This window comes from Pseudomonas cerasi, from assembly GCF_027983475.1.
GTDB classification, from domain to species: domain Bacteria; phylum Pseudomonadota; class Gammaproteobacteria; order Pseudomonadales; family Pseudomonadaceae; genus Aquipseudomonas; species Aquipseudomonas cerasi.
Window position 1 is genome coordinate 317556 of sequence record NZ_JAQJVM010000003.1, and the last position, 11606, is coordinate 329161.

Annotated in this window: 12 protein-coding genes; 10 read left to right on the forward strand and 2 right to left on the reverse strand. The window is 59.8% G+C overall.

Annotation, left to right across the window (positions count from 1 at the left end):
* The first annotated feature begins 437 nt into the window (after positions 1–437).
* From PI739_RS17670 to PI739_RS17710, 9 genes are all read left to right on the forward strand, one after another.
* Positions 438–1958, forward strand: coding sequence for an amino acid ABC transporter permease/ATP-binding protein (locus PI739_RS17670; RefSeq protein ID WP_271352069.1), 1521 nt, complete (start codon positions 438–440; stop codon positions 1956–1958).
* Between the two features lie 24 nt (positions 1959–1982).
* Entirely contained in the window at positions 1983–2855 is an 873-nt protein-coding gene (locus PI739_RS17675; protein ID WP_096107923.1) for a phytanoyl-CoA dioxygenase family protein, read from the forward strand.
* Between the two features lie 26 nt (positions 2856–2881).
* A complete protein-coding gene (locus tag PI739_RS17680; protein WP_003367532.1) occupies positions 2882–3715 on the forward strand; it encodes a transporter substrate-binding domain-containing protein in 834 nt (277 codons plus the stop codon).
* Between the two features lie 58 nt (positions 3716–3773).
* Positions 3774–4505 carry a class II aldolase and adducin N-terminal domain-containing protein gene (locus PI739_RS17685; protein ID WP_122265952.1) on the forward strand — a complete coding sequence of 244 codons (732 nt, stop codon included), beginning with the start codon at positions 3774–3776 and terminating at the stop codon, positions 4503–4505.
* Between the two features lie 126 nt (positions 4506–4631).
* Entirely contained in the window at positions 4632–5927 is a 1296-nt protein-coding gene (locus tag PI739_RS17690; protein WP_058397862.1) for a flavin-containing monooxygenase, read from the forward strand.
* Between the two features lie 31 nt (positions 5928–5958).
* On the forward strand, positions 5959–6375 hold the full coding sequence (locus tag PI739_RS17695; RefSeq protein ID WP_003408344.1) for a RidA family protein: 417 nt from the start codon (positions 5959–5961) through the stop codon (positions 6373–6375).
* A 12-nt stretch (positions 6376–6387) separates the two neighbouring features.
* Positions 6388–7065, forward strand: a complete 678-nt coding sequence (locus PI739_RS17700) for a DUF1028 domain-containing protein (RefSeq protein ID WP_271352070.1) — start codon at positions 6388–6390, stop codon at positions 7063–7065.
* Positions 7062–8216 (forward strand): acetylornithine deacetylase, encoded by a 1155-nt coding sequence (gene argE, locus PI739_RS17705; RefSeq protein WP_003367518.1) that lies wholly within the window; start codon positions 7062–7064, stop codon positions 8214–8216. The genes PI739_RS17700 and argE overlap by 4 nt, the downstream gene beginning before the upstream one ends.
* A 113-nt stretch (positions 8217–8329) precedes the next feature.
* The gene (locus PI739_RS17710) at positions 8330–8947 is read left to right on the forward strand and encodes a hypothetical protein (RefSeq protein ID WP_058416112.1); all 618 of its coding nucleotides are present in this window, start codon (positions 8330–8332) and stop codon (positions 8945–8947) included.
* Positions 8948–8962: 15 nt separating this feature from the next.
* On the opposite strand, the gene PI739_RS17715 is transcribed toward PI739_RS17710, so the two are convergent.
* Positions 8963–9880 carry an AraC family transcriptional regulator gene (locus PI739_RS17715; RefSeq protein WP_072365197.1) on the reverse strand — a complete coding sequence of 306 codons (918 nt, stop codon included), beginning with the start codon at positions 9878–9880 and terminating at the stop codon, positions 8963–8965.
* 235 nt (positions 9881–10115) lie between these two features.
* On the opposite strand from PI739_RS17715, the gene PI739_RS17720 reads away from it, so the two are divergent.
* A complete protein-coding gene (locus PI739_RS17720) occupies positions 10116–10850 on the forward strand; it encodes an SDR family oxidoreductase (protein ID WP_044310523.1) in 735 nt (244 codons plus the stop codon).
* Between the two features lie 12 nt (positions 10851–10862).
* Here PI739_RS17720 and PI739_RS17725 read toward each other — a convergent pair whose 3' ends face one another.
* Positions 10863–11606: a hypothetical protein gene (locus tag PI739_RS17725; protein ID WP_003434974.1), complete on the reverse strand. Its 744-nt coding sequence runs from the start codon at positions 11604–11606 to the stop codon at positions 10863–10865.

Below are 11606 nucleotides of genomic sequence, written 5' to 3' on the forward strand. Positions count from 1 at the left end.
TTGAATAGCTTTTACCTATGCTTAGCGAGGAGCGTGCCAGCCGCTTGCGTCTTGCGGTATTAGTTGAGCCCGCCGCTGGCCATGGTCATTCAGCAGCATCCCTAAATAATAGGCGCTTGCCAGACAAGCCCGCAAATGCGGGCGGCGCACCTATTACGAGCGATTATCGCGGCGTCTTTATTCAATCGCCCTAAAAGTGTGCAATCCACTCGGTGTGACACTAAAGCATCACTAAGCCTTTTCAACGCGCTGCCGCCCTGGAGATGAATACAGGCATCTCTGCTTAGGATTTTCCTATGCTGCGGGCCAAAACTTACTATTTGGCGGCCGGACCTGGCATCAATCATGATGGCTTCAGAAGGGCAAACGGACAGCGTCCCGTTTCAACTTCAACAGGACGTCGCCCATCACTATTCAATTTGCCGAGCGAGCCGACAATGACGTTTGATTGGAAATACATGTTTGGCCTGTTCAGCGATACGGAATTCTGGATGGCCACCTGGACGGTCATTCAACTCAGTGTACTGACCTGGGTTATCAGTATTGTTCTGGGTTTTGTTCTGGCGCTGGCCAAACAATCATCGTTGCCGCTGATCAACTTGCCGGCCAAAGCCTATATCTGGTTATTTCGCAGTTTGCCGTTACTGGTACTGCTGATCTTTGTCTACAACTTGCCACAGGCAGTACCCGCTACCTCGGCGGTGCTGGCCAATCCGTTCTGGGCCGGCCTGATTGCCATGGTGATGTGCGAAACGGCCTACGTCGCGGAAATTCATCGCGGCGGCCTGCTGTCCATCGCCAAGGGCCAGACCGAAGCTGCCCGGGCACTGGGCCTGCGTTTCGTGGGCACGCAATGGCGGATCGTGATCCCGCAGGCGCTGCGTGTGGCGCTGCCGTCGCTGACCAACGAATACATCTCCATCGTCAAACTCAGTTCACTGGTTTCAGTGATCTCGCTGACCGAGATCCTGATGGTCGGTCAGCGCCTGTATTCGCAGAACTTTCTGGTGATGGAAACCATGGCGGCCGTGGCGTTCTATTACGTGCTGATCGTGACCGTATTCGACTTCCTGCTCAAACGCCTGGAGCGCTATCTGGACGTCACGCAGCACAAGGTGACCCGCACGCCGGACGCCGAAATGCTTGAGCTGGCCAGCCGCAAATCGGCGGTTGTCGCTCGTCCTGTCATCGACTTCGAAGGGCCGGCACTGCAAGCGACGCGACTGCACAAGGCGTACAACGACATCGAGGTGCTCGGTGCGGTCAGCCTGCAGATCAATTCCGGCGAGGTGGTGTCGGTGATCGGCCCATCAGGCTCGGGCAAAACCACGCTGATCCGGCTGCTTAATGGCCTTGAGCAGATCGACAACGGCGACATCAAGATCAACGGCCAGCCATTCATTCACCTGGTTCGCCAGGGCGCGCAAAAGCCGCGTTACGTGGAGAACGCCGCCTACCGCCTGAACATCGGCATGGTGTTTCAGAGCTTCAACCTGTTTCCGCACCTGACGGTGTTGAACAACCTGCTGCTGGCCCCGCGTTATCACCGCCTGGCGCCGGTCCCCGAGCTCAAGCAGCAGGCCTACGAATTGCTGAACAAGGTCGGGATGCTGGAGCACGCCTGGAAATACCCGCATCAGTTGTCGGGTGGCCAGCAGCAACGTGTCGCCATCGCTCGCGCCCTGATGATGCGCCCGCAAATCATGCTGTTCGACGAGCCCACCTCGGCGCTCGACCCGGAGAAGGTCAACGAGGTGTTGCAGGTCATTGAAACCCTGGCCCAGGAAGGCATCACGATGGTCATCGTGACCCATGAAATGAACTTCGCCTTCAAGGTCTCTGACCGCATCGTCTTTATGGAGAAGGGACGCGTGATCTGCGATGACAAACCCCAGGCGCTACGCGACGGCCAGCACTCCCGCGTTGAAGCCTTTCTTAAAGATGTCTCACTGGCCTGAGGCCTTGTTGAAGAGGAGAAGAACATGATCGAGCAATGGCAGATTGACCAGTTTCACGAGCAGGGTTTTCTGGTAGTGGAGGGCGTGCTGGCAGCCGATGAAGTGGCAGCGCTTCAGCAGGACTTCGACCAGTGGGTCGACGACAGCCGCAGTCAGAGTCAGGCCTGGGGGCAGACTCAAGACGGGCGTCCGCGCTTCGACATCGAAAGCGATCATCGGCCGGATCACCCGTCGCTGCGCCGCGTGGCTTCGCCCACGGAGATCTCGCCGGCCTACCAGTACGCGGCATTCCAGTCACGGATGGCAGCCATCGCGGCGCAGCTGATCGGCGGCAATGGCACCCGTTTTCATCACAGCAAGATCAACTCCAAGCTGCCGCACACCGCGACTCAGGTGAAGTGGCATCAGGACTTCCTCTTCACACCGCACAGCAACGATGACCTGGTTACCGCGTTGCTGATGATCAGCGATGTGACCCCCGAAAACGGCCCGCTGAACGTGGCGCCGGGCAGCCATAAGCAGGCGCTTTGGTCGCATTGGCAGAACGAGCGTTTCACCGGTGCCGTGGAAGATGCGGTGGTTGAACAGCATTGCCAGCAACCGGTCGCCTGCTATGGCCCGTCGGGCTCGGTGTGCTTCATGCACACACGCCTGCTGCATGCTTCAAGCCCCAACGAAACCGAGTTCCCGCGCACGCTGTTCATCAGCGTCTATGCGGCTGAAGACGCATTGCCGTTCGGTGAGAACCCTTTGCCCAGCGAGCATGCCGGGTTGATGGTCGCTGGCCAGGAGAGCGGTCTGGTACGCAGCACCGAGAACCATATCCGCCTGCCGCAGAAACCCAAGGGTGCTTCATTTTTCGTGCAGCAAGCCGGAAAAGACGCCGCCGTTGCCTGATCTCCATGACTCCACGAGGAATACCTATGAAGCTGTCAGCTCTGATTGTTCGTCCCGTAGCCCTGGCTTTGCTGGGCGCGGTGGTTGCCATGTCCTCGTCTGCCGCTTCGGCTTTCCAGCAGCCCGGCAAGATCATCGCCGGCTCGGACATGACGTTCTTCCCCTATGAATACATGGACAAGAACCGTCCCGCCGGTTTCGACATCGAGTTTCTCGACGGCCTGGCAAAGGTCATGGGGCTCAAGGCCGAGAACATCGACACGCGCTTTCCCAATCTGATCGGCGGGCTGCAGGGCGGACGTTTCGACATCACCAACTCGTCGATGTACATCACAGCCGACCGCCTGAAAGTCATCGACATGATTCCTTACCTGAAAAGCGGCGAGGCGATTCTGTCGGTCAAGGGCAGCGACTATCAGCCCAAGACGCCAGAGGACTTCTGTGGCCACAAGATCGGCTCCATGGCGGCCACTTCCTGGCTGCAACAACTGCAGAAACTCTCGACCGACTACTGCGTGAAGAACGGCCTGCAACCAATCGCCATCAGCGAGTACGGCACCGACCCACAGACCACCCAGGCCATGCTGGCCCATGCCGTCGAAGCGCAGATCACTGACGCAGCCGTCGCACGCGGCGTGGTCGAAAAACTGGGTAGCCGGGTGGTGATTTCTTCCGAAACCCTGATTTACCCGGTGCTCAACGGCTTTGGCGTGAAGAAGGGCAACGACGAGGTCCGCAAGGCCCTGGAAGACGGCCTTGAGAAGTACAGCAAGACCCCGGAATACGCCGCGTTGCTGGAGAAATACAAGTTCCAGGCACCGACAGCCGATGACATCGCCGCCCTGATGCCCAAGCCCTGACAACCAAAGGACGTGCCTGGCAGGTTCGGCAGGCACGCTCGACCGGAGAGCAATTAGCATGGCCCTTAATTTCGAAGAGCAGACGCGCATAGACCTGGCCGCGACGTTCCGCATCATCGCCCATCTGGGTATGCATGAAGCGGTCGCCAACCACTTCAGCGCGGCCATTTCGGCGGATGGCAAACAGTTTTTGCTCAACCCGAAGTGGAAACATTTTTCACGCATACGTGCCAGCGATCTGTTGCTGCTCGACGCCGATGATGCCGACGCGGCGCATCGCCCTGATGTCGATGCGACGGCATGGTCCATTCACGGCCAGGTCCACCAGCGTCTGCCCGATGCGCGCGTGGTGCTGCACTTGCACCCGGTCTACACCACAGCCGTGGCGTGCCTGGCCAAGCCGCATATTCCGCCCATCGATCAGAACACTGCGCGCTACTTCAACCGCATCGCGGTAGACGAGCTTTACGGCGGCATGGCCGACACGACCGCCGAGGGCGCTCGACTGGCCGGTTTGCTGGAGGACAAGAGCCGCTTGTTGATGGGCAACCACGGCGTGATCGTCACCGCGCCCACCGTTGGCGAAGCCTTCGATGACATCTGGACCCTGGAGCGCGCTTGCCAGATTCTGGTAACGGCCTGGTCCACCGGCCAGCCGCTCAAGGTGCTGGCGGACGATGTCGCCGAGAAGACCGCCCGTGACTGGCAGAAGATTACGGATTTCTCTCATCAGCACTTCGAGGAAATGAAACTGCTGATGATTCAGGCTGACCGCTCTTTGGTCGACTGATCGCCCCTGCTACTGACTGGATGCGCGTCTGCGGATGGCGTAGGGCTTTTTGCGCCCGCGCATCGACGTTTCAACACTTTTCATTACGTCCAACAGGTCGTAAGCCACCTGTCGAGGGATGCCGAGATGACAGAAAAAATCATAGAAATCGATACGCTCGTCGTAGGTGCAGGACAGGCCGGAGTGGCCACCAGCGAACACCTGAGCCGTCTTGGCATCGAGCACCTGGTGCTTGAAAAACACCGCGTTGCCGAGGCGTGGCGCAGTGGCCGCTGGGACTCGCTGGTAGCCAACGGTCCGGCCTGGCATGACCGGTTTCCCGGCCTTGAATTCGCCATGGATCAGGACGGGTTCGCGGGCAAGGAGCAAGTGGCCGAGTACTTCGAGCGCTATGCCCGCAAATTCAATGCGCCGATCAAGACCGGCGTCGAAGTCAAGCGCGTTACCCGCAATACCGGGCGTGCAGGCTTTACCGTCGAAACCAGTGCCGGCACCTATGTGGTCAATCATCTGGTCTCGGCGACAGGGCCGTTCCAGAAACCGGTCATCCCGCCGATTGCGCCGGTTAACGAGGCGCTTCATCAGATCCACTCGGCGCACTATTTCAATCCGCAACAACTGCCCGAGGGCGGCGTACTGGTGGTCGGCGCTGGTTCCTCGGGTGTGCAAATCGCCGAGGAGCTGCTGCTCTCGGGTCGCAAAGTGTACTTGTCGGTCGGCCCTCACGACCGTCCGCCGCGCGCCTATCGCGGCCGGGACTTCTGCTGGTGGATGGGTGTGCTGGGGTTGTGGGACAGCGAAACCATGCAGCCCGGCAAGGAACACGTGACCATCGCGGTCAGTGGTGCAAGGGGCGGCTATACGGTCGACTTCCGCCGGCTGGCTCAGGCCGGAATGAACCTTGTGGGCCTGACCGAAAGCTTCGTCGGCAACAAGGTGCACTTCCAGAACGATCTGGTGAGCAACCTCGACAGTGGCGACGCGAACTACCTGTCGCTGCTCGATGCCGCTGATGCCTACGCCGCACGCAATGGCCTGGACCTGCCGCTGGAGCCGTCGGCCCGTGAACGCGTGGCGGATGCGCCGTGCATCACCCATCCGCTCAGCGAGCTGGACCTGATCGAGTCAGGCGTCACGTCGATCATCTGGGCCACCGGCTATGCCCTGGATTACAGCTGGCTGCAGGTCGATGCCTTCGACAGCAAAGGCAAACCTCGTCACCAGCGTGGCGTGTCCTGCGAGCAAGGCCTGTACTTCGTCGGCCTGCCATGGCTGTCACGCCGCGGCTCCGCGTTTATCTGGGGCGTATGGCACGACGCCAAACACGTCGCCGATCAGATCGCCACGCAGCACAAATACCGTTCCTATGACGCCGGCAAACGTGCGGCCCCCGTCGTGCCGTTGCGCAACGTCAACGGTTGATCATCGCGCTCAATGCCCACAGGAGTTACCCATGACTACGCCGACTCATACTCGTATCCGCATGTTCAACACCAAGGACACCTACCCCAATCAAAGCCTGAACAACGACCTGTGTCAGGCGGTGCGCGCGGGCAATACCGTGTACGTCAGGGGCCAGGTCGGCACCGATTTCGATGGCAATCTGGTCGGCCTCGGTGATCCGGCTGCACAGGCGCAGCAGGCGATGAAAAACGTCAAACAATTGCTCGAAGAGGCGGGCAGTGACCTGTCGCACATCGTCAAGACCACCACTTACATCACCGACCCGCGCTACCGCGAGCCGGTCTATCACGAAGTGGGCAAGTGGCTGAAAGGCGTGTTCCCGATCTCCACCGGGCTGGTGGTGTCGGCGCTGGGGCAGCCGCAATGGCTGATGGAAATCGACGTGATCGCCGTGATCCCTGAATAAGGACTGTTGCCCATGACTTTTTCCATTGCCGCCCGCTGTGTCAAAACCGGCCAGATGGGCATTGCCATCAGCTCGTCGAGCATTGCCGTAGGCGCGCGTTGCCCCTGGCTGCGTGCGGGTGTCGGCGCGGTGTCGTCGCAGAACATCACACTGCCGGCCCTGGGACCGCAAACGCTGGACCTGATGGAGCAGGGCATGTCTGCCTCTCAAGCGCTGGACCAGGTCATGAACGCCAGCCCGTTCAGCGAGTATCGGCAGATCACGGCGATTGATCATCAGGGGCGAGTCGCGCATTTCAGCGGCAGCGAAACACTGGGCATCAACAACGCGGGCAGCGGCGATCAGTGCGTGGTGGCTGGCAACATGCTGGCGAGCCAAGCCGTCATCGACGCGATGATTCAGTGCTTCGAGCAGGCAACCGGGCACTTGGCAGAGCGTTTGTTACAGGCGATGCAGGCCGGTCTGGCAGCAGGCGGCGAAGCAGGGCCGGTCCATTCGGCGGCGCTGAAAGTCGTGGGCGAGCAGTCCTGGCCCATCGTCGATCTGCGCGTCGACTGGGCCGAGCACGACCCGCTAGGCGAGCTGAAACGTCTTTGGCAGGCCTACCAGCCGCAAATGCAGGATTACCTCGACCGCGCCCTGAGCCCGGCTGGCGCACCAGGCTACGGCGTGCCGGGAGACGAGCGATGAGCTCCAGCCGCGAGCTGTTGGCGCGGCTGGTGGCCTTCGACACCACCAGTCGCGAATCGAATCTGGCCCTGATCGACTTTGTGGGTGAATACCTCGAGCGCTTCGGCGTCTCCTGCGAGTTGATCTACAACGCGCAGAAAACCAAGGCCAATCTGTTCGCCACCATCGGCCCGGCTGACGTGCCAGGCATCGTATTGTCCGGCCACACTGACGTGGTGCCGGTCGACGGCCAGCCATGGACGTTCCCGCCGTTCGAACTGAGCGAAGCGGATGGCAAACTCTACGGCCGTGGCACTGCGGACATGAAAGGCTACATTGCCTGCGTGCTGGCGCTGGTTCCGGCGCTGACCCAGGCATCGCTGCACATGCCGGTGCATATCGCGCTGTCCTACGACGAGGAAGTGGGTTGCCTGGGCGTACGCTCGTTACTGGCATCGCTGCGGTCGCGGCCGGTGAAGCCGATGCTATGCGTGATTGGCGAACCCACGGAGCTGAAGCCGGTACTCGGCCACAAAGGCAAGGTCGCGGTGCGCTGCGATGTACAGGGTGCTGCCTGCCACTCGGCCCACGCGCCCAGTGGCGTCAACGCCATTGAGTATGCGGCGCAGTTGATCGGTGAACTGGGTCGCCTGGGCGAAGCATTACGGGCAGCTGATGCCCTTGACGAGCGCTTTGATCCGCCGTTTTCGACCATTCAGACCGGCGTAATCAGCGGCGGCACGGCGTTGAACATTGTGCCCGAACAGTGTCGTTTCGATTTCGAAGTGCGTGCGCTCCCCACCCTGGACCCGCAGCAGATCGTCACTTCTATGCACACCTACGCCGCGCAAAAACTGTTGCCGGCCATGCAGGCGGTCAGTGCCCGGAGCGAGATTCGCTTCACTGAATTGTCGAGCTATCCGGGACTGGATATTCCCCAGCACAGCCATGCGGCGGAATTGATTGCCGGTTTTTGCGGCTCCCGGGCGTTCGGCACGGTGGCGTTCGGAACCGAAGGCGGGTTGTTCGACCAGTCAGGCATCCCGGCAGTGGTCTGCGGGCCGGGCAGCATGGAGCAGGGGCACAAGCCGGACGAGTTCATCAGCGTCGCGCAACTTGACGCCTGTGACGAGATGCTCAAACGTGTACTGGCGTTCGCGTCGCAGCCATGAATCGCCCCTGATTTCAGTGATACAGTTGCGCGCCGAAATACGCTAACGTCTCGGCGCGCCAGTCATGGACTGGCCACTCTTCCCGGCTACTCGAACGTTCTATGGATGGAAGCATGACTGACAAACGTCCCCTTACTCGCTGGTCCCTGGCCGCAACTCTATTGCTGTGTGTTGGCACGTCGGTTTTCGCTCAGGACTCGGCACTGCATTCCGGCAAATACGAGCAGTTGATGCTGGCCGTGACGCCTGATCATCAAGTCGAGGGTTATTACTCGGAGACGCGCGGCGAGGCATTCAGCTGTGCGTTCTATCTGCAAGGCAAGGTCGAGGCCGGGAAGGGCGCAGCGGTGTCGTCCTGGCTTGATGACGTCTACCCAGGAACACTAAAGGCCTCGGCTGATGGCGTGGTTCTGACGATAGAGCAAGGCCAGCAGCATCCTGGCTGTATGAACGTGTTGGTACCGGACATCGTCACCGGCATGGATCTGACCCGGACCGCCAGCAAACAGTGGGTCGGTCTGGTGACCGTCACCGCGGACAAGGCCTGGCTGCAGAAAACGCCGAATGCCAAGGCCACCCGAGGCGCTTATATCGTCAAGGATGACGTAGTCGGGGTTCTGGCATTCAAGGATGGCGCGGCTCAGGTCGAGTTCATCAGTGCCAATGATCGCTCGTTTACCGGGTGGATCAGTCAGGACCAATATGCGCGGTTGGCCGCGCCCGGTCGCTGATGCCGGACGGGGAGGTCAGCCGATCTGCCGCACTCTACTGAGATCTGTTGAGGGCGGGCAGCCAAACTGGCGGCTGTACTCCCTGCTGAATTGCGAAGGGCTTTCATAGCCGACGCGATAGCAGGCGCTGGAGGCGTCCAGGCCTTCATTGATGATCAGCCGTCGAGCTTCTTGCAGGCGCAGCTTTTTCTGATACTGCAACGGGCTCATGGCCGTCAACGCCTTGAATCGGTGGTGCAGCGTCGAATTCCCCAGGTTGGCCATGCGCGCCAGCTCGTCGATGCGCAGCGGCTCGGTGTAATGACTGTTCAGCCAGTCGACCGCCCGCGTAACGCGGTGCGTCTGCGAATCCCCGACTGCGATTTCGTAGAGTCGCCGCCCGTTGTTGCCGCGTAGCAGCCGATAGTAGAGCTCCCTAAGTGCAAGGGGCGCGAGCATTCCGATGTCGCGAGGCGTGTCGAGCAGGCGCACCAGCCTCAACACCGTCTCCAGCAATGGCTGATCCATCTGCTCAAGAAACAGGCCCCGCTGCGGCTCGTCCGGAACGCCGTTCAGTGGCGCCTCCGCAATGAGCTGGGCGATGTGCGCAGGCTCGAAATCCAGACGAATACACAGATAGGGCACCTCGCCAGTCGCCTCAAGCACGCGCCCGGCGACCGGAACAGTCACCGCGACGACCAGATAGCTGAGCGGGTCGTACACATACTGCTCATCGCCCAGCGCAACCTCCTTGCGACCTTGAACGATCACGCAAAGGGCTGGCCGATGCAGCGCATGAATCAGCTCGGACGGCGCATCGCAGCGGATAACGTGCAGCGGTGCAATAGCGGTTTCATAAACACCGGGTGCCGCAAAGCGCTGCGTCAGCAACTGGATGATTTCAGCCCGGCAAACATCGGTGCCCGGAGCGCTCGCGGCATTGTGTGTATCCATGAAGAACCCCGTCCCAAAGTCAGTGTTGCTGCACGCCTTTCCTTTGCATCGAACTCCATCATAGCGGCCATTGCGCGGCGATTCAGCGTAAGGCAGACCCACAGACAGGAATAGGCAAGTGTCGCGCAGGTATCGGCATGCGCGCAGTGATGAGCGACTCGTAGCATGGCCATCGCAATCAGTTTGAGCCGCGCGCTGAAACTGAGCCAACGATGACTCACGAGGAAAGCCAGTCATGTCGAACATTCAAGGCAAGGTTGTACTGATCACAGGTGCCAGCAGCGGCATTGGTGAAGCTGCCGCCCGACTCATCGCCGCCAAGGGCGCACACGTGGTGCTAGGCGCTCGGCGCATCGAGCGTCTGCAGACGTTGGCGGCAGACATCGAAGCGCAGGGCGGCTCGGCACGCTTCCGCGCGCTGGACGTGACCGATGCGCTCGACATGCAAGCCTTTGCCGACTTCGCCACACACGCGTTCGGCAAGATCGACGTGATCATCAACAACGCCGGCGTCATGCCCCTGTCGCCGCTCGCCGCACTGAACATTGCAGAGTGGAACCAGATGCTCGACGTCAACGTGCGCGGCGTACTGCACGGCATCGCCGCCGTGCTGCCGAGCATGCAAGCGCAAGGGCACGGCCAGATCATCAACATCTCGTCCATCGGCGGCCTCGCCGTTTCCCCGACCGCCGCAGTTTACTGCGCCACCAAATTCGCTGTTCGTGCCATCTCCGATGGTCTTCGGCAGGAAACCGACAAAATCCGCGTCACCGTAGTCTGCCCCGGAGTGGTCGAATCAGAACTGGCCGACTCGATTTCCGACGAGACCGCGCGCGAGGCGATGAAAGCATTTCGAAAGGTTGCGCTGGAGCCGGATGCGATCGCACGTGCGCTTGTTTACGCGATCGAGCAGCCGGACGGGGTGGATGTGAGCGAGATTGTGGTGCGGCCTACGGGGAGTGCTTATTGATACAGGTAAGGGCTACCACTTCCAGGCCCTTTCAGTGAAGTCGGCCGTTGGGGGGAGCGCGGCTCGGAGAAACGTGAGGTATTTATTGAACAGTACCTCGTGCTGGAAGCGGGCCTCGAAGCCAAGTGTAACGTCGGTGCGGTGGGTGATGATCATGAGGCGCTTTCGGTCGACGGTGACGAAGTTGTACTCGGCCCATGGCAGGCTTTGTTCATGGTGGACGGGGTTTTCCCAGTTGAGCAGCTTGATGGCTGCGATAAAGGAAATGGCCACGGGGCCGATCAGGAACAGCAGCGAGCCGGTGAGTATGGCTACGAATACGAACAGCATGATCACGGTGATGGCGATGCCTTTGAAAAAGGAAGAGGCAAAGTCGGGGTAGTGGAGGTAGTACTCGAGGTGGGCTCTGTCGGTTTTGATGGTGTAGTTGTAGATGGTTTTTTGGCGGACGCCTAACGCTATGATGTAGATGGCGGCGCCGGTTAACGCAACTATTTGGTAGATCGAATGCACTGGATTTTGTAAATAATAGTCCCCGCCTGCCCATAAAATAAAACTCAGCATGATGGCGCATACGAAAATCACGCCAAGTTCAGCGACTAATGTTTCTTTTGGTGATCTTGAGATGGTTTTTATTGACCATGTTAATAGATCTATGTCTGTAAGATGCGGGTTATCATCTTTGTTGGTCTTCTGCTCGTCGTCTATTTTTGTGCTTTTTTTTGCATGCCCGGCTGAGTAGTTTTTTTCGATCAT

Excerpts from the sequence above, each read along its gene's own strand:
- PI739_RS17670 (WP_271352069.1), top strand. The coding sequence starts at position 438 with ATGACGTTTGATTGGAAATACATGTTTGGCCTGTTCAGCGATACGGAA.
- PI739_RS17680 (WP_003367532.1), top strand. The coding sequence starts at position 2,882 with ATGAAGCTGTCAGCTCTGATTGTTCGTCCCGTAGCCCTGGCTTTGCTG.
- PI739_RS17720 (WP_044310523.1), top strand. The coding sequence starts at position 10,116 with ATGTCGAACATTCAAGGCAAGGTTGTACTGATCACAGGTGCCAGCAGC.
- PI739_RS17700 (WP_271352070.1), top strand. The coding sequence starts at position 6,388 with ATGACTTTTTCCATTGCCGCCCGCTGTGTCAAAACCGGCCAGATGGGC.
- PI739_RS17685 (WP_122265952.1), top strand. The coding sequence starts at position 3,774 with ATGGCCCTTAATTTCGAAGAGCAGACGCGCATAGACCTGGCCGCGACG.
- PI739_RS17695 (WP_003408344.1), top strand. The coding sequence starts at position 5,959 with ATGACTACGCCGACTCATACTCGTATCCGCATGTTCAACACCAAGGAC.
- PI739_RS17715 (WP_072365197.1), bottom strand. The coding sequence starts at position 9,880 with ATGGATACACACAATGCCGCGAGCGCTCCGGGCACCGATGTTTGCCGG.
- PI739_RS17710 (WP_058416112.1), top strand. The coding sequence starts at position 8,330 with ATGACTGACAAACGTCCCCTTACTCGCTGGTCCCTGGCCGCAACTCTA.
- argE (WP_003367518.1), top strand. The coding sequence starts at position 7,062 with ATGAGCTCCAGCCGCGAGCTGTTGGCGCGGCTGGTGGCCTTCGACACC.
- PI739_RS17690 (WP_058397862.1), top strand. The coding sequence starts at position 4,632 with ATGACAGAAAAAATCATAGAAATCGATACGCTCGTCGTAGGTGCAGGA.
- PI739_RS17675 (WP_096107923.1), top strand. The coding sequence starts at position 1,983 with ATGATCGAGCAATGGCAGATTGACCAGTTTCACGAGCAGGGTTTTCTG.
- PI739_RS17725 (WP_003434974.1), bottom strand. The coding sequence starts at position 11,606 with ATGATCGAAAAAAACTACTCAGCCGGGCATGCAAAAAAAAGCACAAAA.